This is a genomic window from Xanthomonas sp. LF02-5 (assembly GCF_034105325.1).
Classification (GTDB): domain Bacteria; phylum Pseudomonadota; class Gammaproteobacteria; order Xanthomonadales; family Xanthomonadaceae; genus Xanthomonas_A; species Xanthomonas_A sontii.
Genome location: NZ_JAXGGF010000011.1, coordinates 60,629 through 80,588, shown reverse-complemented (window position 1 = coordinate 80,588; position 19,960 = coordinate 60,629). Strand labels below are relative to the sequence as shown.

Below are 19,960 nucleotides of genomic sequence, written 5' to 3'. Positions count from 1 at the left end.
GCGACCCTGCACGGATTGCCGAGACTGCGCAGCCGCGCCCATTCACATGATCCAATCTGCCGAGTTCCACTTCGAAGGCGGCCGCAATGGCGTGCTGCTGATCCACGGCCTGACCGGCACGCCCAGCGAAATGCGCCTGCTCGGCAAGAGCCTGAACCGCGAAGGCTTCAGCGTCCATGGCGTGCAGCTGGCCGGCCACTGCGGCGACGAGGACGATCTGCTCGCCACCAACTGGCGCGACTGGTACGCCAGCGTCGAGGCGGCGGCCGCGCGCATGCGCCCACAGGTCGACCGGCTGTTCGTGGCCGGGCTGTCGATGGGCGCGGTGCTGGCACTGCGCCTGGCGCAGGAGCGTCCGCAATGGGTGGACGGCGTCGGCGTGCTCGGCGCCACCTTCCGCTACGACGGCTGGAACATCCCCAAGCGCGCGCGGCTGGCGTTCCTGCTGCCCTGGTTCAAGCGCCTGGGCATCGGCAAGCGCCGCATGTTCCTGGAAGAGCCGCCGTACGGCCTGCGCGACGAGCGCATCCGCGCCCAAATCAGCAGCGCGATGCTCGGCGGCGACAGCAGCGCCGCCGGCCTCCCCGGCAACCCCTGGCACGCCCTGGCCGAGATGTACCTGCTCGCGCGCGCGGTGCGCCGCGACCTGTCCAAGGTCGTCGCGCCATGCCTGGTCGCGCACGCGACCGAGGACGACATCGCCGACCTGCGCAATGCGCGGCTGGTGATCGCCAACGTGTCCGGGCCAACGGAGCTGCTGCTGCTGCACGACAGCTATCACATGATCACCCTGGACCGCGAACGGCGCGTGCTCGGCGCGCGCCTGGCGCAGTTCTTCGCCGCCCTGTGCGCGCCGCAGCAGGCCGCCGCCTGATGGCGATGACCGGCTCGGTAGTGGGCATCTGGCTGGCGACGGTGGCGCTCGACACCGCCGGCCAATTGGCCTTCAAGTATGTGGCCAGCCACCCGCAGGGCACCGGCATGGCGCGCTGGCAGCGCATGGCGCGGCAGCCGCAGCTGTGGTTCGGCGTGGCCTGCTACGTGCTCGAATTCCTCGCCTGGACCGCGTTTCTGTCGCTGGTGCCGCTGGGCCGCGGCGTGCTGCTGGGCTCGATCAACATCGTGGCGATCATGCTGGCCGGGCGCTGGCTGTTCGGCGAACGCCTGGGGCGCATGCAGGTGGCCGGCATCTGCCTGGTCAGCGCCGGCGTGGCCGTGGTGGGGCTGGGCTCATGAGCCGGCCGCCGCTGCATCGCTATGCGGTGGGCTTCGCCCTGCTGCTGAGCTTCGACACCCTGGCGCAGATCGGCTTCAAGCTGGCCGGCACGCACGCGTTCCCGCCGCAAGCCGAACTGGCCTGGGTGCTGCGCCTGCTCGGCAGCCCATGGCTGTACGCCGCGTTGCTGGGCTACGTCGGCGCGTTCTTCACCTGGATGAAGCTGCTCGAGCATGCGCCGATCGGCCCGGCGTTCGCCGCCTCGCACCTGGAGGTAGTCAGCGTGATGCTGCTGTCGGCCTGGTGGTTCAACGAACACATCGGCCTGTTGCAGGCGCTGGGCGCGGCGCTGATCGTCGGCGGCATCGTCTGCCTGGCGATCGGCGAGCGCGCGGATCCCGCCGATGCGCACTGAAATCCCACCGACCGCCGGCCTGCCGCTGCAGTGGGGCGACCTGTGGCCAGGCCGGCCGCGCGAACGCCTGGCCAGCGCGCTCGGCCTGCCGCAGGCCCTGCTGACCTGCTCGGGCACCGCCGCGCTGATCGTGGCCCTGCGCACCCTGACCGCGGCCAACCGGCGCCGGCAGGTGCTGGTGTCGGCCTATACCTGCCCGCTGGTGGCGCTGGCGGTGGCGCACTGCGGCCTGCAACTGGTGCTGTGCGATCTGCTGCCCGGCTCGCTGGAACTGGACCCGGTGCAGCTGGCGCAGCGCTGCGGCAGCGACACCCTGGCCATCATCGCCACTCATCTGGGCGGGCGTCTGATCGACCTGGCACCGCTGCGCCGCGCCGCCGAAGGCTGCGGCGCGCTGCTGATCGAGGACGCGGCGCAGGCGCTGGGCGGCGTGCACCCCGACGGCCGCCCGGCCGGCCTCGGCGGCGACATCGGCTTCTGCAGCCTGGCCGCCGGCAAGGGACTCACGCTGTACGAAGGCGGGCTGCTGATGTCGCGGCATGCGCCGCTGCAGCGCAGTCTGGCCGACACCGCCGCGCGCCTGGGCCAGCGCGACTGGCGCTGGGAACTGCGGCGCAGCCTGGAACTGCTCGGCTACGCCGCGCTGTACCGGCCGCAGCCGCTGCGCTGGGCGTACGGCGCACCGGTGCGCCGCGCGCTGCGCCGCGGCGACCGCATCGGCGCGGCCGGCGACCGCTTCGGCACGGCCATCGCCCAGCACGCGGTCGGCGCCTGGCGCGAAGGCGTGGGCGTGCGCGCCAGCGCCCGCTGGCCGGCATTTCTTGCGCAGATCCGCGAACAGGGCCGGCGCCGCAGCGCACGCCTGGCCGGCATCCCCGGCCTGAGCGTGATCGCCGATACCCCCGGCGCCCAGGGCAGCTGGCCGATCCTGATGGTGCTGCTGCCCGATGCGGCCGCACGCGAATCGGTGCTGGGTGCGCTGTGGCCGCGCGGACTCGGCGTGGCGGTGCCGTTCGTGCATGCCCTGCCCGACTACGACTACCTGGACGGCATCGTCGAACGCACGCCGATGCCCAACGCCAGCGACTTCGCCGCACGCTGCCTGAGCATCAGCAACAGCCCCTGGCTGGACGAGGCGCGCTTCGAGACCATCGTGGCCACGCTGCAGGCGGCCTGCGCCGGCGCGGTCGGGCCGGCGCCGCTGGATGTCGACCTGGTGCACGCCGCTGCGCCGAGCGCTTGATCGGGCGACGTGCGACTTCGCCAGCGTCGCGATGACAACGCGCCGGTCGTAACGACGACAAAATCCTGCAGGCGCAGCTTCATCCGCGAGAAGCGTTACCGGTCATGCCCTCGCGGCGGAAGCCGCGCCCACAGAAACAGGCCGCGCTAGCCGACGCTGGCCGCATCCAGCGCCGCCAGCAGCCGCAGGTTCAACGCGTGCTGCTGCGCCTGCCACGCCGCCAGATCCGCCGGCGACGGTTCGGGTTGCGCATCCAGCGCCGCCAGCTTGCGCTTCCACCATTGCGGGTAATGGGCCAGCGAGACTTCGCCGGTGATGTCGCTGCCGCACACCTGCCCGCGCAGCGCCTCGATCGCCTGCAGCAACTGCGGCACGCGCAGTTGGCCCTGGTCCCAGTTGGTGCGCACGTCCTGCGGATCCAGCACGTCCTTGTCCAGCGACAGATAGGTCGGCATCGGCGTGCGCCGCAGGTGCTCGACGAAGGCGTCGCTCAGTTCGCTCACGCTGTCGAAACCGCGCACCGCCTGGCCCAGACCCAGCCGCCGCGCCCAGCCCACGTCCACGCCGCTGCACCAGTAGCGCAGCTTGCCGCGGTACAGCGGCAGCAGATGGTTTTCCCAGGCATGGCCGGGGCCGACGTCGCCGGAGGTGATGCCGGCCACCTCGACCTGCGCCACCTGCGGCAGCGCGGCGATGCGGCGCACCCACGAGCCGCAGTGCACGCCGAACGGGAAGCGCATGTTGTCCGGATGGTTATCGAACACCACCACCCGCAACGGCGCCTGCGCGCGCTGCGCCAGGCGTACGATCAACGGCAGGCTCAGGTGATGGAAATCGCCGCTGCCCAGCAGCACGGTGCCGTACTGCGCCGGCAGCGCCTGCTCCAGCACCGCGCCGAAGCGGCGCAGCCGCGCCATCGAGCAGGCGAAGCGCAGACCATCGCACCAGTCGCGCAGCGGCAGGCGCACGGCATCGGGTACGACGCCCAGCGAATCATCGAGATCGAGCAGGACCGGGGTGCGCATCTCAGTCCTCCTCGGCGGTATCGGCGGCCGGCCCGACGTCGTCGGATTCGAACAGCGGCCGCAGCCGCCGCAGCACGGCGCGCAGCAACGGATTGCGCAGGTACACCGCATGCCAGGTGTAGGTGAAGCTGGCGCCGAGCTGGGCCTTCACCTCCGGATCGGTCCAGCCGGCGACATAGGCGGTCAGGCCGTGGCGGCAGGCGTAGTCGAGGTTCTCGATCCAGCTCAGCGCGTACAGGTTGTGGTCGCGCGCATCCGGGTAGTGCAGACCGATGTACTTGTCGATCAGCCGACCCTCGTGCACGTAGCACAGATTCCAGCCGATGATGCGGCCCTGGTGCCGGTACACGAACACCTGCCCGCCCGAGTCGGCGTCGGTCAGCAGCGCGTCGAAGAACGGTTCGGTCAGCAGGTCGAAATGGATCTCGCTCTGCGCGTACACCTCCTGGTACAGCGCATAGCAGTGCGCGCGCAACGCCGGGTCGGCGAAGGCCGGGCCGGTCGGCAGCACCTCGATCTCCAGATCGGCGCGCGAGCGCAGCTTGCGGCGGATGTTGCGCCGGCGCCCGCGTGAGAGCCGCGCCAGGTACTCGTCAGTGGAGGCGAAGTCGATCGGCACCCAGGCCAGCGCCTGCCCGCGCAGCAGCACGTAGCCGTTGCGCTCGCAGGCGTCCAGGAACGCCTGCGCCCAGGCGTTGTCGGCCTCATCCAGCAGCGGCGAGCGCTGCGGCACGTCCTTGACGATCATCAGCGCGCGGCGCCGGCCCAGTTGCGTACGCCACTGCCGCGGCAGTTGCGCCGGATCGGCCGCGCGCGGCAGCCAGGCGTATTCGCTGACGGTGCTGCCGACGAAGCTGGTGCGCGGCCGCAGCAGGCGCTGCCACAGCCGCTGTAGCGGCAGCCGCGCCACCTTCGCGCGCAGCGCGGGTTCGGCGGTGGTGAGTAGGTCGAAATCGGCCTCGAAGGCCGGCACCCCGTGCTCCAGGGGCTGGATCAGGAAACCGGCTGGCGGGTGCTGCAGGAACTGCCGCTGCAAGGCCTGCGGCTCGAGTTGGTTGACGAAAGGCATCTGCAAGATTGATCGTCTAGCGTGGAGAATGGATGCTGCGGCCCAGGCCGCAGCGTGCGATCCACCGGCGGCGGGCGCCGCACGGTGGCCCTTCATTTCGCGGAGCACTGCCATGACCCCGTCCATCGAGTCGCAAATCCACAGCATCGTCGCCAAGCATGGCGAGATCGACCCGGCGCGCCTGACCCCCGATGCCAAGCTGCAGGACCTGGGCGTGGATTCGCTCGAGGCCATCGAAATCCTGTTCGACATCGAAGAACACTTCGACGTCACCTTCCCGCAGCGCGACCCGAACCTGGACGACGGTTCGCTCGGCAAGCTGGTGCAGGCGGTCGAGGACGCGCTGGCGGCCAAGGCGGCGGCCGGCGCGGCGCAACCGGCGCACTGACGCGCCATGGGCGCCTCCCCGCACGCGCGGCGCGTCGTGGTCACCGGCATGGGCGCGGTCAGCGCGCTCGGCCTGGGCGCCGAGGCGCTGTGGAGCGCGATGCGCGAGGGCCGCAGCGGCATCGCCGCCCTGCCCTCGCCCGATCCGCTCAGCACGTTGAAGATGCGCGTGGCCGCGACCCTGCAAGGGTTCGCTCCGGATGCCACGCAGACCGGCGGCATTGCCCCCGGCCAGCTCGACCGCATGACCCAGATGGCGCTGGTCGCCGCCCGCGAGGCGATCGCCCAGGCCGGGCTGCCGCACGGCGATGCCGCGCTCGGCGCGCGCTGCGCGGTGGTGGTCGGCACCGGCGTCGGCGCCGAACTCAGCCGCGACGAACAATCGCGCCGGCTGTACCGCGACCAGGCCGAACGCCTGCATCCGCTGACCATCGTGCGCAGCATGGCCAACGCGCCGGCCAGCCAGATCAGCATCGCCTTCGGCCTGCGCGGCCCGGCCTTCGCCGTGTCCAGCGCCTGCGCCTCGGCCAATCACGCCTTCGCCCAGGCCGCGCTGATGGTCCGCCATGGCCTGGCCGACGTGGCCATCGCCGGCGGCAGCGAAGCCTGCCTGAGCCTGGCGCTGATCCGCGCCTGGGAAGCGATGCGGGTGGTCAGCGACGACACCTGCCGGCCGTTCTGCGCGCAGCGCAGCGGCCTGGTGCTGGGCGAAGGCGCCGGCATGTTCGTGCTGGAAAGCGCCGAGCACGCGGCCGCCCGCGGCGCGCTGCCGCTGGCGGAACTGGCGGGGTTCGGCATGAGTTCCGATGCCGGCGACATCGTCGCACCCAGCGTCGACGGCGCCGCCACGGCGATGCGCCTGGCGCTGCAGGACGCCGGCCTGGCGCCGGAGCAGATCGATTACGTCAACGCCCACGGTACCGGCACGCAGGCCAACGACCGCTGCGAAACCCAGGCGCTGCGTCAGGTGTTCGGTGCGCACGCCGAGGCGCTGGCGGTCAGCTCCACCAAGGCGGTGCACGGCCACGCGCTCGGTGCGGCCGGCGCGCTGGAACTGGTGGCGGCGATCGGCGCGCTGCGCGAGCAGGTGGTGCCGCCCACGGCCAACTTCCTCGATGCCGATCCCGAATGCGATCTGGACTACGTGCCCAACCAGGCGCGCGCCCGCAACGTGCAAGCGGTGCTGAGCAATTCCTTCGCCTTCGGCGGACTCAATGCGGTGATCGCGCTGCGCGCGGCGGGCTGAAGCGCCCGCCGCCGCAAACAACGGCGGGAGGCAACGCGAACCGCGCGCGTCGTCTCCCGCCCGGCTCATGCGACCTGCTTGGCGCGGGTCAGCAACTGGTCCAGCAAGGACAGGCCCAGGTCGATCTCTTCGTGGCTGATGTGCAGCGACGGCGCCAGCGTGATCACGTTCTTGTAGTAACCGCCCACGTCCAGGATCAGGCCGATGCGCTTGCCGTTGTGGCGCAACTCGCCTTCCAGGCCCATGTCGACCATGGTGTCGAGCAGCTTGCGGTTCGGCGTGAAGCCGTCCGCCTGGCAGATTTCCGCACGCAGGGCCAGGCCCAGGCCGTCGACGTCGCCGATTTCCGGGTGACGCTTCTGCAGGTCGCGCAGGCCGTCCAGGAAGTGCGCGCCCTTGGCCATCACCATCGACTCGTAGTCGGTCTCGGCCAGCATGCGCATGGTTTCCAGGCCGACCGCGGTGCCCAGCGGGTTGGAGGCGAAGGTGGAGTGGGTCGAACCCGGCGGGAACACGGTCGGGTTGATCAGCTCCTCGCGCGCCCAGATGCCGGCCAGCGGGTTCAGGCCGTTGGTCAGCGCCTTGCCGAACACCAGCACGTCCGGGGTCACGCCGAAATGCTCGATCGCCCACAGCTTGCCGGTGCGGAAGAAGCCCATCTGGATTTCGTCCACCACCATCAGGATGCCGTACTTGTCCAGCACCCGCTTCAGGCCGGTGAAGAAGTTCGGCGGCGGGATCACGTAGCCGCCGGTGCCCTGGATCGGCTCGACGTAGAACGCCGCGTACTCGCACTGCCCGGCCTTGGGATCCCACACGCCGTTGTACTCGGTCTCGAACAGGCGCTCGAACTTGGCCACGCACTGCTCGCCGTACTCTTCCTTGGACATGCCCTTGGGGCCGCGGAAGTGGTACGGGAATTCGATGAACTGGGCGCGGTCGAAATGACCGAAGCGGCGGCGGTAGCGGTACGACGAGGTGATCGCCGAGGCGCCGAGGGTACGGCCGTGGTAGCCGCCTTCGAAGGCGAACACCAGGCTCTTGCCGGCGCTGGCGTTGCGCACCAGCTTCAGCGAGTCTTCCACCGACTGCGCGCCGCCGACGTTGAAGTGCACGCGGCCCTTGCGGCCCCACTTGCGCTCGGCGTCGACCGCGATGGTCTTGGCCAGCTCGATCTTGGTCGGGTGCAGGTACTGGCTGGCGACCTGCGGCAGGGTCTCGATCTGGCGGGTCAGCGCCTGGTTCAGGCGCGGATTGGCGTAGCCGAAGTTGACCGCCGAGTACCACATCTGCAGGTCCAGGTACGGCACCTCTTCGGTGTCGTACAGGTAGCTGCCGTCGCAGCGGCCGAAGATGCGCGGCGGCTCGCTGTAGTGCACGGTGTCGCCGTAGGAGCAGTACTGGGACTCGTCGGCCAGCATCTGCGCATCGCTCAGCGCGCGCTGGTGGTCGGCACCGGTGCGCAGCAGCGCCTCCGGATCGGGCGCGGCATCGCCATGCAGCGGTGCGAGCGAGGAAAGCGAAACATTCCGGTTCATCGGGATCAGGCTCGTTGGGTGACGGGAAGCGGGAAGGACACGGTGGTGGTCGCCGGCACCGCCAGGTCGGGCAGCAGGGCGATGGCGTCGTCGAAACCGGTGATCGCGCAATGGGCGATCCCGTTGGCGCGGCAATGGCGCAGCAGACCGTCCTTGGCGAACACCAGGTCGGCCTTGCCGGCCAGGCAGAAATCGGAGCGGCCGTCGCCGATCAGCAAGGTCGCGCGCTCGGGCGGCTGCTGCGCCATGACCGCGCACTTGCAGGTGCCGCTGGGGCAGTCCGGGCGCGCATGCGGCGAGGCCATGCGCCATTCGCCCGCGTCGGTGCGCAGCAGGCGGTTGGCGATGATCGGCAGATGGTGCAGGCCGTGGCGGGCGAGGATGCGGGCAATGCCGTAGTCCAGGCCGTCGCTGACGATGCTCAGCGGGATGCCCAGGCGTTCGGCCAGCGCCACGAAGCGCACGAAGGCCGGGTCGATCCGCACCGCATCCAGCACCCGGTGCAGCGCATCGACGTCGCCGTCGAGCAGCGCGACCTGCTTGCTCATGCACTCGCGGGCCCCGATCCGACCGGCGACCCAGTCGTCCTCCAGCTCCTGCCAACCGGGGCGCCCGAGGTGCTCGAGCAGGCTGTCGGTCACGTCCTGCAGGGACACGGTACCGTCAAAATCGCAAAGGATGTTCCATTGGGCGCGCAAGGTGGCTCTCCGGCTGATGGGGGCAGAGCCTAGGCACGCTGTCTTTCGCACTCCTTTCGGCGAGGTGAAAGAAAGCGGAGCGTTCACATTGGGCGTGGTAGGCCGCCGCCTGCCCGGCACGCACGCACGGAAGCGGCAGCCCGGGCAGGACGCGATGACGCCCGGGTTTGCTCCCAGCGTTCCGGGGCGCAGTTGCGCGTGGTTTCGGCGAAGAATCTTGCAAAGAGGGAGATTCGTCGAAGACGGCGATGCGGCCACTCCGGGGCCCGCCTTCGGGACGTAAAGCGACGTCCATCCCAACGCCAAGGCGCCTCAATGCGTGCCGGGCAGTGGCTCATTGCCATCACGCAATCAAGCCGCACCGCCGCCCACCATCCATTGCGGATGGGGACCGGCAGCGCGTCCGCATGCGAAAACGGCTGCGCCTCCAGACAGACGGCCTCCAGGAAACATCACGCCGCCGGCACCGACCTACCGGCGCAGCGGGCTGACAGACGGCTTGCGCGCAGCACCGCGGTCGAGGCTCGCCACCGAGACCAGCCCCTCCCCTCAGCGATTGACGTCCACCACCAAGCGTCCGCGCACCTTGCCGTCGAGCAGATCGCGAGCGGCGCCGATGGCCTCACCCAGGCCGATGTCGCGGGTGATGGCGTCGAGCTGTGACAGGTCCAACTCCTTCGCCAGCCGCGACCATGCCTCGATGCGCTCGTGCCTTGGACGGGTGACGCTGTTGATCCCCAGCAGGCTGACCCCGCGCAGGATGAACGGCGCGACGGTGGCGGGAAACTCCATGCCCTGCGCCAGACCGCATGCCGCCACTGCCCCATCGGCGCGCGTACCGGCGCATACGTTGGCCAGGGTGTGGCTTCCGACCGAATCGATCGCTGCGGCCCAGCGCTCGGCCTGCAGCGGCTTGCCTGGTTGCGACAGCGTCGCGCGATCGACGATCTCCTGCGCGCCAAGCGCCTTCAGATAGTCCGCTTCCTGCGGACGGCCGGTGGAGGCGATCACGCGGTAGCCGCGGCGCGCCAGCAGGGAAATGGCGAAGCTGCCGACGCCGCCGTTGGCGCCGGTGACCAGCACCTCGCCATGCTCGGGACGCAGGCCGTGGCGCTCCAGTGCCAGCAGGCACAGCATGGCCGTGTAGCCGGCCGTCCCGATCGCCATCGCCTGGCGGGCGTTCAGCGCCTGCGGCAAGGGGATCAACCAATCGCCGTCCACGCGTGCGCGCTGGGCCAGGCCGCCCCAGTGTTTTTCGCCCACGCCCCAGCCGTTGAGCAGCACCGCGTCGCCGACGCGATAGGCAGGATCTTCGCTGTGCAGCACGGTACCGGCCAGGTCGATGCCCGGCACCATCGGGAAGCGGCGCACCACACCGCCCCCTTGACCGGTGATGGCCAGGGCGTCCTTGTAGTTGAGCGTGCTGTACGCGACCTCGACGGTGACCGTCCCCGGTGGCAAGGTCGCGTTGTCCAGCGGCTGCAGCGCGGCGCGATAGCCGGCGTCGTCCTTGTCGATGAGGATGGCGTTGAACGTGAGCACTCCTTGGATGAGAGAAGGAAGCAAGCCGATCTAGCGCGGCAGGCCGGCGAAGTAGCCCTGCGCGAACACCTGCATCGGCGCGACGCTGCACGCCAGCCGTGCGCGCAACACCGCGCCCTCCCAGCCGATCCAGAAGTACGCGGCAAGGGCATCGGCGTCGCCATGCGCGGCCAGCACGCCCTCCGCCTGCGCCGAACGCAGACAGTCGGCCACCCGCTGCTGCCAGCCCAGCAGCACGGCATCCAGACGCGCGCGGAAGTCTCCGGGCAGCGTGGTCACGTCCTGAGCCAGGTTGCCGACCAGGCAACCTCGCTGGAAGTCGAAGCGTTCCATGCCCTCTTGGGCGTCCTCGACGAAGTGGCGCAGACGCTGCAAGGCAGGCACCTCGTCGGCTTGCAGATGACGATCGAGCTTGCGCAGGAAATAGGCGTCGTACGCCTCGAGCACCGCCAGGCCGAAGGCGTTCTTGCTGCTGAAGTAGTGATAGAACGACCCCTTCGGCACCTTGACGCGCGACAGCACGGCGTCGATCCCGGTGGCCGCATAACCCTGACTGGTCAGCACTTCCATACCGGCACGCAACAACAGGTCGCGCGTGTCCTGCAGCGCGCGTTCCGACTTTGGCGGCCGCCCGCGGCGAGGCTGCACTGACGCGACTGGAAGCTCCATGCGCCGATATTAGACCGATCGTCTCAAAAAATAAAAGGCCGAGAACAGGCCGGGCGGACAGGCCAGGAGAGATATGCCTGGAGTTCGCAGGATCGCATCGGTGCGGCCATGCACCGATGCGTGACAAGGCGTACGGGCAGCGCAGCTGCCCGACTGCTCAGCGGGCGAGGCCTGCGATGAAGGCCGCGTCCTGCGCGCCGCTATAGATGCGCAGATCCTGCATGCGGCCCTTGAAGTAGGGATCGTTGCCGTACTGGGAGCGACCCAGCCAGGTCTGCGTGGTCTCGCCCAACTGGAAGGGATTGATCCAGATGCCGTCTGCAGTGGCGACTTGCTTGCCGTCCACGTAGAGCGTACCGACCTTCCCCGAGAGCGCGACCGCCACATGCACCCAGCGTCCGGCAGGCAACGCATCGGCCGTGATCGACTCTTCGTTCCAGAACTGATTGCGCGTACTCGAGAAGCGCAGCTTGCCGCTGCCGTCGCGTGCGAGCAGTGCCATGTACGCCACGTCGTTGGAGCCGAAGTCGAAAATGCGCGCGTAGACCACCGACGCATCCCAGTACACCCACACCGCCACCGTGACATCGCCCAATGCCGACACCGCACCATCGGGCAGCAGCACATGACCGCTGCGGCCGTCGAACTGCAAGGCGCTGCCGCCGTTACGGCCTGCACCCCAACTGGTGCCGCCCTGCAACCGTCCATGCCGCCCGCGGCCGCTGGCGTCGTTGGCATCGCCGTTGAGCGGCAGGTGCAACCACAGCTCACCGGGAACCGCCACGCGCGCAGTCTCCGAACCGAGCATCGGCCCGGCGTCCTTGGTCAGTGCGACGATGCGGTAGTACCAGGTGCCCTGCGCAGGAACATCGGTGTAGGTACATGGATCGACGACGCGCGCGATCGCCGCGAACGGGCCGTTGGGCGATGCGGCCCGCTGCACCACGTACAGCGAAGCGCCTGCACTGCCCCACCACGACAGTTGCACCTTTCCGTGGCTCAGGAAGGCGCTGAGGCCACTGGGTGCGGCCGGCGCGACCGGATCGCGCGCATACAGCAAGGTGCCGATGCCCGGCTGATCGCCACCATCGACGCGCTCGGGCCGGATCATGTCGCGCATCGCCTCGCTCCAGGGAGCCGCCAGTCCCTTGCGGTTCACATAGTGGTTGCAGATGAGCTCCCAGTTGGGCCGCAGCTGATTGGTGCCAGCCGTCGCGGTGCCAAGTCCGAACACCCCGTTGTAAGGCGCGAACGGCAGCGTGAACAGCGCATTGCCGCTGGTATCGGTCAGATTGGTCTTGGCCACGTATTCCGCACCGGCCAACAACCGGTTGCTCCAATGACCGAACAGATCCTCGCCCTGATTCCAGGCCATCTCGCACAACATGCCGGCCAGCGAGATGCCGAGGGTCGAGTGCCCCTGATCGCGATGGCTCTCCTGCCATTGCCCCAGATACCCAGGATGCAGGTAGTAGACGTAGTTGGCGCTCGCGCCATTGCCGCGACCCGTCTTGTAGTAGCCGCTCGCTTCGGCCATCAGGTCGGCGCGGTCGCAGAACACGCCGATCGCATAGATGGAGCAGATGTTGGCCAAGTCCCAGTTGGCCCAATAGTGCGTGACTTTTCTGATCTCCGTGCCGTTGTGGGTGACCAGGAAGTCGTGGCAGTTCGGGTAGAACACGTTGAGCAGCATGGCCTGGAACCGCGCCAGGTCTTGCGTCGCCCAACCGGAGTACGTCCGCATCAGCTCGGCGGCGTTGGCCCACTGGTTGCCGTAGAGGCCCGAGGCAAGGTAGACGTTCGAATTGCCGCCCAGTTCGGTCAAAGTCGACGACCAGGCATTGAGAAACTCGATGGCCTTCTTCGCATAGCGCTCGTCGTTGCTGATCTTCCAGCGCAAAGCAAGGTGCAGCGTGCGCACCATGTCGCCGATCATCTGCCAATAGTTCTCGCCCTCCACGCCGCGCGTCACCACCGCCAGGGGACGCGGCGTCGCGTCGAGGTTGGTGTCGTTGGTCTTGAGCATCATGTTCCAACCGCCCACCCACGGCTCGGCGTTGGCAGCCAACTTGTCGCGGATGCGCTGCAGGTCGGCCTCGGTGACCAACAGGCCGGGATGCACGATGCCGGACATCCCGGACGCAGCGGTGGCCAGTGCATCGGCACCGCCGACGTGACGCAGCCTGGCAGATGCCGGCGAAGCGCCTACGGCACGTGCGGTGATTCCCAGTGCCAGCGCGCCTGCGGTCCCGAGAAGAAAGGTGCGGCGGCGCTGCAGGATGGCGTCTTCGTCGCCGTTCGAGAATTGCATCGCCTCTACCCTCCCGCATCGAAAGATGCGGGCGAGTCTAGAATCAGGCATCGCGCGTATCGGCGATTGGAACTGCGCCAATGACCGGCAATGCAACAAACCATGACGCGATGCCGAAGCTTGCGTGATGCGGCGCGCGCCTTGTCATCTGGCAGACACGCGCGTCGCGAGGCCAAGGCCCGGCGCCTTCCTTCTCAGGAATACAGATGAGAAATCATCCAGTAAGACGGCCTGGATCGACGATAACGAAGATCCGCGAGCGAAATGCTGGCGGATCCATCTGATTACTTCTTACATCACCAGTTGATGGCAACTCCATTTCCATCAACAATCTTGGCATCACCCAACATAGACCTAGCAAAATTAGCTGCCAGCTCGCTTGCCTGGGTCGCATCAATCCCTAGAATTTTTTTATCTTCTGTCAACACTCCAGGCATATGTACGACACAATAAAAGTCATCTTCACCTGAAGGAATCGGCTCCGATATTTTAAGCAAAAAGGGTTCAATACTTCCATTTTTTTCCATAAAAGCATTGACATCTATATTTTCGCTCATTTTATTTTCATCCACACCTAGCTTTGACCTCTATCAATGACGCACGGAGTTGATCGATGTCAAACATGTCGCCAACTAACTGCTCGGTAGTGAGGCATTCCACAGGAGTGCCCGGTTCCGTAGCTGTCAATGCTGAGCCCGTCTCGCAATAGCTATAGACGTACTGAAAATACCAGATATCACCATCCACATCTTCGTCAGAAAGGTTTACCCCAAGAAAAACGTAAGCCGTTATCTCTGGGAAGCGCATTCCTGGATCAAGATAAGTAACTCTATAATAAATTTCATCTACATTTTTCATACAGCGACCTCATTCGCTACGCAACGAAGTCATGGTGGATTATAGAATTCACGTCAGTAGCGCTTGACCCCCGGTCTCTTCCAACAATTCATGGGGCTGATCAGCTCACCTCAATTGACTATGCTTTGAAAAAGACTGAATACGCTCACCAAAAAATCATGATTCCCACATTTCTTTCTTTATCGCCCTCCAAACTCCAGCCCTCTTTCTTAGAAATACATCAGCATTCTTTCCCGTAGGGGGAAACGATATCTCGACAAAAGCCGCATCATCATCAAAATAAATCTTGTCAATATTAATAAATGGCCGACCCTGGCTAAACCCCGGCGTGGTTAGATACACGACCCTAACCCCACGCCCCTCGTCCGAGCACAGCTTTTCACTTAAATTAATCTGACTCGCGAGAAATGGCACATTAGGCGACTTGAAATGTGTAGCACCATATTCAGCAATCTCGGAGTCACTCTTGATTGCGAGCAATATCTCAACACTCTGAGGACTGCACTGCACAACTTTTCCGGCGCGAGCATCCTTTAAATAGGCAAAGCTCACGAGCGCTAGCAATGCCACCAAAACACCGGCGATCAGGCCAGCACGAGATCGGTGCTGCATAGACGAAATCTCCGAATTGTCAGCACTGGCAGAAAGCTCTACCAGTCCGCACAGATGGTCATCGCGACTACAGATCAAGTCTGCAGCCGATAAGAATCCCAGGCAAGACATTCTGGAATCTCATGCAATTCAACTCAGCCACACCAGACGCAGATGCCGCAAGGAAGCATGATCTTCCAAGTCACAACCTATTTCTGCCATCAACCGAATGCTCGAACACCACCCCACTTGATGGCATCTCCACATCAGAAAAAGCTGCCAACTTGGATCCTGGCTGGTCGAAAATCACCATTGCATAGGGAGTTTTACATTTTCCATTTGTTATTTTTGAAAAATCAAGAAGTATGCGCCCATCTTCCGCGTCATACTCCCAAGCACCGCCACCATCAATATCACCCAACACCGTAGAATCTGAACAGGCCACGGCTGCCGGGAACGCCTTTACTTCGAACTTCATATCATGGCCCAGCCGCAACTGCCTAATTTCAGCATCGGCTTTCCTGCTACTCCAGAGCCCGTAATATGCATCTTCAGAGCGAGACCTCCCGCAGCCAGAGATCAGGAACACAGCGGCAATGATTACAAGCAGATTTTTCACAAATTTGCACTGCCATTGAGCACAATCAAAATTTGAGTAAAACGCAAAGATCACCCCAGGATTACGCTTGACGACCTCGTTTTCCCAACACTATTGCGATAGCCCATCATAGCGAATGAGCCACCCGCCACATCCAAGCAGGCTTTAACCAGCCGTCAATGAGGTGATATCAAGCCGATGGAGTTTGGTTCTGATTTCTTCCAACACATCATGGAGCCGATTGGCATCCAGCATATCGCCCTTCAACTCGTCGTCCGTCAGGCATACCACGGGAATGTCTGACTCTGTTGCGGTCAGAGCTGAACCAGATTCGTAATAACTGAAGACGTCCTGAAAATACCAGATATCGCCTTCCACATCTTCATCCGAAAGATTCACCCCAAGACAAACGTACGCCCGTATGACGGGCAAGCGCATCTTTGGGTCCAGATAGGTAACTCGATAGTAGATTTCATCGACCTGCATGCAACCACCTTGTCGGCAGGCAAAGAATTCTTCGGCAGCGCCAGTCCAAGTTCCAGTCTTCAAGACAGCTGCACAGCGGCGAAGCCGATCGAAGTCGCCGAAGCACTGAAACTCTTACACACCCATGGTGCCCGGAGCCGGAATCGAACCGGCATGGGGTCGCCCCCGGCGGATTTTAAGTCCGATGCGTCTACCAGTTTCGCCATCCGGGCCTGGTGGCGCGTAGCGTGCCTGATCGCGAGGCGCTTGTGAACCGCAGGGCGCTGCCGATCCGGCAGACGCGCCGAACCGAGACACCACATGCCGGCATCGGCAGGCTTGCGCACCACCGTCGAAAAGCCCCGGTACCGCCGCCACGGCGGCACCGGGGATGCCAACGGCAAGCGTGATTCGCGGCACTCAGATCGCGCGCGAGTAGCGCGCCGGCTGGTCGGGCTGGCGCAGGTAGCGGTCGAAGCACATGGCGATCAGGCGCAGCAGCGGGCGGCCGCGGGCGGTGGCCTGGACCACGCCGTCGCGGTAGTCGGCCAGACCGTCCGCGCACAGCGGCGCCAGTGCGCGCAGTTCCTCGCGGAAGTAGCTGGCGAAGTCGATACCGTGGCGCTGCGCCACCGCTGCCGCGTCCACCCGCCCCTGGCACATCAGCTGCTGGATCAGTTCGGCGCGCAAGGCGTCGTCGGCACTGAGCTGCAGGCCGCGCAGCACCGGGCTGTCGCCGGCGTCCACGGCCGCTTCCCAGGCAGGCAGGTCGCGCTGGTTCTGGCTGTAGCTGGCGCCGATGCGGCTGATCGCGCTGACCCCCAGGCCCAGCAGGTCGGTGTCGGCGTGGGTGGTGTAGCCCATGAAGTTGCGGTGCAGGCTGCCCTGCCGCTGCGCGCGCGCCAGGTCTTCCTGCGGCAGCGCGAAGTGGTCCATGCCGATGTACTGGTAGCCCGCTGCAGAGAGCCTGCTGACCGCGAGGCCGAGCAGGGCCAGCTTCTGCTCGGCATCGGGCAGATCGACGTCTGCGATGCGCCGCTGCGCCTTGAACAGCTGCGGCATGTGCGCGTAGCCGTAGACCGCCAGGCGGTCCGGGCGCGCCGCGATCACCGTCTCCAGGGTCTGTTCGAACCCGGCCAGGGTCTGCCGCGGCAGGCCGTAGATCAGGTCGACGTTGACCGAGCGCATGCCGTGCACGCGGCAGGCGCGCAGGATGTCCAGCGTCTCGTGCACGCCCTGGCGGCGGTTGATCGCCTGCTGCACCAGCGGGTCGAAATCCTGGATGCCCAGGCTGGCGCGATTGAAGCCCAGTTCGGCCAATGCGGCGATGTCCTGCGGCGTCACCGTGCGTGGGTCCAGTTCGATGGACATCTCGCGGTCCGGCGCCTGGCTGAAGCGGAACAGCCCGCGCAGGCCCTGCACCAGTTCGCCCAGCAACTCGGGAGCGAGGAAGTTGGGGGTACCCCCGCCCAGGTGCAGTTGCACCACCTCGCGCTCGCCCTCGAAACACGCGGCCATCATCGCCGCCTCGCGCAGCAGCCTCTGCAAATAGGTGCGGCCGCGCTGCGGGTCGCGGGTGATCACCCGATGGCAGCCGCAATAGAAGCAGGGATTGCGGCAGAACGGCACGTGCACGTACAGCGACAGCGGCCGCCGCGGATCGCTGGCCTGGACCGCGGCGAACAACTGCGCCGGGCCGAAACCGGTCTGGAAATGCGGCGCGGTCGGGTACGAGGTGTAGCGCGGGCCGGGACGGTCGTAGCGGCGCAGCAGGTCGGCGTCGAAGGTCCAGGCGGCGGAGGGATCGGGCGCGGTCAGAATGTCCATGCCCCGAGCATGCGCGGCGCCCGGCACGGCCGCCTTGACCTGGATCAATCCGCGCACGCAGCCGGCGGCAGCGGCGATGCCGGCTCGAACGGGCGCCAGCTCATCTGGTGGCGGCGCCAGAACGTCTCGGCGATGCGCTGGGCGATGTCGTCGGCCAGCAGCCGCATCGGCATGTTGGGCAGCTCGGCGGTGGTGGCGCGGAACAGGCCCAGCCAGCGCTGGAACAACAGTGCGCTGAGTTCGCGCATGGCCATGTGCCGCGGCATCGGCGCGCCGCGGAAGCGGCGGGTGCCGCGCAGCATCGCCGACCAGAAATCGCACAGCTGCTGCTGGTGCGCGTCCCAGTCCTCGATGTGCGCGGCGAACACCGCCGACAGATCGGCGTCGGCGCGCACGCGGCGGTAGAACGTCTCCACCAGCGCCTGCACCTCGGCCTCGCTGCACAGGTCCGGCCCCGGCAAGGGCATGCCCTCGATCTGGTCCTGCATGGTCCGCTCCACGTCGCTCGACGCCGACAGTCTCCACGCCGCCACCGCGGCGGCCTTGATCAGGATCAATGTCGGCACGGCCGGCACTGCCTAGTCTGCCGCTGCGGCATGCGCCGACGCCGGTGTCGACGGGGGATCGGCGGCCAGGCGGCTGGCAGGCGCGGCGACGTGTGTGGCGCTGCCCCCTTGGCGCATGCCGCATCCTCCTTTCGCGATGGAATCCACCGTCATGGCCTCTCCCGACGATCCGCTGCTCGACCCGCTCGATCCCGGTACGCCACGCCCGCTGGTGCAGCGGCTGGGGGTGATCCTGTGGCCGAGCTTCCTGGTGGCCGGCGCGATGAGCGTGCTGTTCTTCGCCCTGGTCGATCCGCTGGCGCTGCGCGACATCACCTTCCCCGGCCGCCAGCTGAGCCGCGAGCTGGGCTATACGGTGGGTTTCTTCATGTTCTGGCTGGCGACGCTGGCCTCGAGCCTGCTGACCGGCTTCCTGTTGCGTCCGGCGCCGCACGGCGACGCCGCGCCGCTGTCCTGAGCCGGCTGCCGATGCCTCGCCCGATCCACTTGCATGTCGTCACCTCGCCCGCAACCACGGCAGGACCGGCGCCGCCACATCGGTACACGCAGTTCCGACGCGTGGTGCTGTGGCTGCTGTTCGCCGCCTTCTACTTGCTGCCGTGGCTGCGCTGGCAGGGCCGGCAGGCGCTGCTGCTGGACCTGCCGGCGCGGCGCTTCGACGTGTTCGGCTGGACCCTGTGGCCGCACGACGTCGGCTGGCTGCTGCTGGCGCTGGGCGCCGCCGCGGCCTCGCTGGCGGTGCTCACCACCCTGGCCGGGCGCCCGTGGTGCGGTTTCGCCTGTCCGCAGACGGTGTGGAGCCATGCCTTCGCCTGGATCGAACGGCGCTTCGCCGACTGGCCGGCCGCGGCACGGCACCTGCTGTGGGCGACCGTGGCGCTGTGGACCGGGGTCAGCTTCGTCGGCTACTTCGTGCCGATCGCCGACCTGGTCGCGCGCCTGCATCCGTTCGCCTGGAGCGGCGGGGAGACGTTCTGGGTGCTGTTCTATGCACTGGCCACCTGGGGCAACGCCGGCTTCCTGCGCAGCCAGGTCTGCCGCTACCTGTGCCCGTACGCGCGCCTGCAGCCGCTGCTGTGCGACCGCGACACGCCGCTGGTCGGCTACGACGCGATGCGCGGCGAACCGCGTGGCGCCCGCGCATACGGCACTGGCAGCATCGCCCAGCGCGGGCGGCGCCTGCTCGACCCCGTCACCGCCCGCGACTATGCCGTGCGCGCCAGCATCGCCCAGCTCGCCGGCCAGGGCGGCAGCCGCGGCGAGGCCCTGGCCGCGTATGCCGGCACCCTGCCCAAGTTCAGCGCCGAACAACTCGGCGACTGCGTGGCCTGCGACGCCTGCGTGCAGGCCTGCCCGGCCGGCATCGATCCGCGCAATGGTGCGCATTACGCCTGCACCGCCTGCGGCGCGTGCGTCGAGGCCTGCGACCGCAGCATGGATCGCCACGGTTTCGCCCGCGGCCTGTTGCGCCTGGCCGGTGCCAATGCCATCGATCGCCAGCCGCGGCACTGGTGGCGCCGGCCGCGGCTGCTGGGCGGCGCCGCCACGCTGCTGGCGGCGTTGCTGACGTGGTGGTGGCTGGCGGCGTGATCCGAGCCGAGTCGACCGTGGCGACTCATTGGGCGCGGCGGAACCGCTGCCGCCCCCTGGGGCAGCGACGGACATTTTTTTGCAACGAAGGGCTAGCGCACCTGCT

Annotated in this window: 22 protein-coding genes and 1 tRNA gene; 8 read left to right on the top strand and 15 right to left on the bottom strand. The window is 66.9% G+C overall.

Translation table 11 applies throughout. The features are described from left to right. Positions 1-46 precede the first annotated feature (46 nt). The 4 genes from SLW52_RS20570 to SLW52_RS20555 are packed head-to-tail and all read left to right on the top strand — an operon-like array spanning position 47 to position 2,874. Positions 47-874, top strand: a complete 828-nt coding sequence (locus tag SLW52_RS20570; protein ID WP_152181107.1) for an alpha/beta fold hydrolase — start codon at positions 47-49, stop codon at positions 872-874. Beyond that, positions 874-1,236, top strand: a complete 363-nt coding sequence (locus SLW52_RS20565) for an EamA family transporter (protein ID WP_017914162.1) — start codon at positions 874-876, stop codon at positions 1,234-1,236. The genes SLW52_RS20570 and SLW52_RS20565 overlap by 1 nt, the downstream gene beginning before the upstream one ends. After that, positions 1,233-1,631, top strand: a complete 399-nt coding sequence (locus tag SLW52_RS20560) for a DMT family transporter (RefSeq protein WP_152181106.1) — start codon at positions 1,233-1,235, stop codon at positions 1,629-1,631. The genes SLW52_RS20565 and SLW52_RS20560 overlap by 4 nt, the downstream gene beginning before the upstream one ends. Then, complete coding sequence (locus SLW52_RS20555; RefSeq protein WP_295928014.1) at positions 1,621-2,874, top strand: DegT/DnrJ/EryC1/StrS family aminotransferase; 1,254 nt, start codon at positions 1,621-1,623, stop codon at positions 2,872-2,874. Before SLW52_RS20560 ends, SLW52_RS20555 begins: the two co-directional genes overlap by 11 nt. 146 nt (positions 2,875-3,020) lie before the next feature. On the opposite strand, the gene SLW52_RS20550 is transcribed toward SLW52_RS20555, so the two are convergent. Together SLW52_RS20550 and SLW52_RS20545 are read right to left on the bottom strand one after the other, a co-directional pair. Next, positions 3,021-3,899, bottom strand: coding sequence for an arginase family protein (locus SLW52_RS20550; protein WP_320741162.1), 879 nt, complete (start codon positions 3,897-3,899; stop codon positions 3,021-3,023). 1 nt (position 3,900) lies between these two features. Then, positions 3,901-4,968 carry a GNAT family N-acetyltransferase gene (locus SLW52_RS20545; RefSeq protein WP_267104365.1) on the bottom strand — a complete coding sequence of 356 codons (1,068 nt, stop codon included), beginning with the start codon at positions 4,966-4,968 and terminating at the stop codon, positions 3,901-3,903. A gap of 112 nt (positions 4,969-5,080) precedes the next feature. Here SLW52_RS20545 and SLW52_RS20540 point away from each other — a divergent pair, with 112 nt between their 5' ends. After that, positions 5,081-5,356: an acyl carrier protein gene (locus tag SLW52_RS20540; RefSeq protein WP_320741160.1), complete on the top strand. Its 276-nt coding sequence runs from the start codon at positions 5,081-5,083 to the stop codon at positions 5,354-5,356. 6 nt (positions 5,357-5,362) lie between these two features. Further along, positions 5,363-6,601 (top strand): beta-ketoacyl-[acyl-carrier-protein] synthase family protein, encoded by a 1,239-nt coding sequence (locus SLW52_RS20535; RefSeq protein WP_152244288.1) that lies wholly within the window; start codon positions 5,363-5,365, stop codon positions 6,599-6,601. 65 nt (positions 6,602-6,666) lie between these two features. On the opposite strand, the gene SLW52_RS20530 is transcribed toward SLW52_RS20535, so the two are convergent. The 13 genes from SLW52_RS20530 to SLW52_RS20470 all read right to left on the bottom strand — a co-directional run bounded on the left by SLW52_RS20530 (position 6,667) and on the right by SLW52_RS20470 (position 18,273). Continuing rightward, entirely contained in the window at positions 6,667-8,022 is a 1,356-nt protein-coding gene (locus SLW52_RS20530; RefSeq protein WP_198526533.1) for an aminotransferase class III-fold pyridoxal phosphate-dependent enzyme, read from the bottom strand. A gap of 122 nt (positions 8,023-8,144) precedes the next feature. Beyond that, positions 8,145-8,837 carry an MtnX-like HAD-IB family phosphatase gene (locus SLW52_RS20525; RefSeq protein WP_026143941.1) on the bottom strand — a complete coding sequence of 231 codons (693 nt, stop codon included), beginning with the start codon at positions 8,835-8,837 and terminating at the stop codon, positions 8,145-8,147. 549 nt (positions 8,838-9,386) lie between these two features. Then, positions 9,387-10,379 (bottom strand): MDR family oxidoreductase, encoded by a 993-nt coding sequence (locus SLW52_RS20520; protein WP_267104362.1) that lies wholly within the window; start codon positions 10,377-10,379, stop codon positions 9,387-9,389. Positions 10,380-10,409: 30 nt separating this feature from the next. Further along, a complete protein-coding gene (locus SLW52_RS20515) occupies positions 10,410-11,027 on the bottom strand; it encodes a TetR/AcrR family transcriptional regulator (protein ID WP_267093960.1) in 618 nt (205 codons plus the stop codon). A gap of 178 nt (positions 11,028-11,205) precedes the next feature. Beyond that, a complete protein-coding gene (locus SLW52_RS20510) occupies positions 11,206-13,440 on the bottom strand; it encodes a LamG-like jellyroll fold domain-containing protein (RefSeq protein WP_320741157.1) in 2,235 nt (744 codons plus the stop codon). A gap of 215 nt (positions 13,441-13,655) precedes the next feature. Next, complete coding sequence (locus SLW52_RS20505) at positions 13,656-13,916, bottom strand: hypothetical protein (RefSeq protein WP_267093958.1); 261 nt, start codon at positions 13,914-13,916, stop codon at positions 13,656-13,658. Positions 13,917-13,923: 7 nt separating this feature from the next. After that, entirely contained in the window at positions 13,924-14,217 is a 294-nt protein-coding gene (locus SLW52_RS20500) for a hypothetical protein (RefSeq protein ID WP_320741156.1), read from the bottom strand. A gap of 156 nt (positions 14,218-14,373) precedes the next feature. Further along, complete coding sequence (locus SLW52_RS20495) at positions 14,374-14,829, bottom strand: hypothetical protein (RefSeq protein ID WP_267093956.1); 456 nt, start codon at positions 14,827-14,829, stop codon at positions 14,374-14,376. Between the two features lie 181 nt (positions 14,830-15,010). After that, entirely contained in the window at positions 15,011-15,427 is a 417-nt protein-coding gene (locus SLW52_RS20490) for a hypothetical protein (protein WP_267104361.1), read from the bottom strand. A gap of 144 nt (positions 15,428-15,571) precedes the next feature. Further along, on the bottom strand, positions 15,572-15,892 hold the full coding sequence (locus SLW52_RS20485; RefSeq protein WP_267093954.1) for a hypothetical protein: 321 nt from the start codon (positions 15,890-15,892) through the stop codon (positions 15,572-15,574). A gap of 125 nt (positions 15,893-16,017) precedes the next feature. Continuing rightward, positions 16,018-16,104: transfer RNA gene (locus tag SLW52_RS20480), tRNA-Leu, on the bottom strand. Positions 16,105-16,291: 187 nt separating this feature from the next. Continuing rightward, positions 16,292-17,698, bottom strand: a complete 1,407-nt coding sequence (hemN, locus tag SLW52_RS20475; protein ID WP_320741151.1) for an oxygen-independent coproporphyrinogen III oxidase — start codon at positions 17,696-17,698, stop codon at positions 16,292-16,294. A 44-nt stretch (positions 17,699-17,742) separates the two neighbouring features. Beyond that, positions 17,743-18,273, bottom strand: coding sequence for a group III truncated hemoglobin (locus tag SLW52_RS20470; RefSeq protein WP_295973594.1), 531 nt, complete (start codon positions 18,271-18,273; stop codon positions 17,743-17,745). A gap of 142 nt (positions 18,274-18,415) precedes the next feature. On the opposite strand from SLW52_RS20470, the gene SLW52_RS20465 reads away from it, so the two are divergent. Both SLW52_RS20465 and SLW52_RS20460 read left to right on the top strand, forming a co-directional pair. Continuing rightward, positions 18,416-18,721, top strand: coding sequence for a hypothetical protein (locus SLW52_RS20465; RefSeq protein WP_051067605.1), 306 nt, complete (start codon positions 18,416-18,418; stop codon positions 18,719-18,721). 101 nt (positions 18,722-18,822) lie between these two features. Continuing rightward, positions 18,823-19,854 (top strand): 4Fe-4S dicluster domain-containing protein, encoded by a 1,032-nt coding sequence (locus tag SLW52_RS20460; protein WP_320741149.1) that lies wholly within the window; start codon positions 18,823-18,825, stop codon positions 19,852-19,854. Positions 19,855-19,960: the final 106 nt, after the last annotated feature.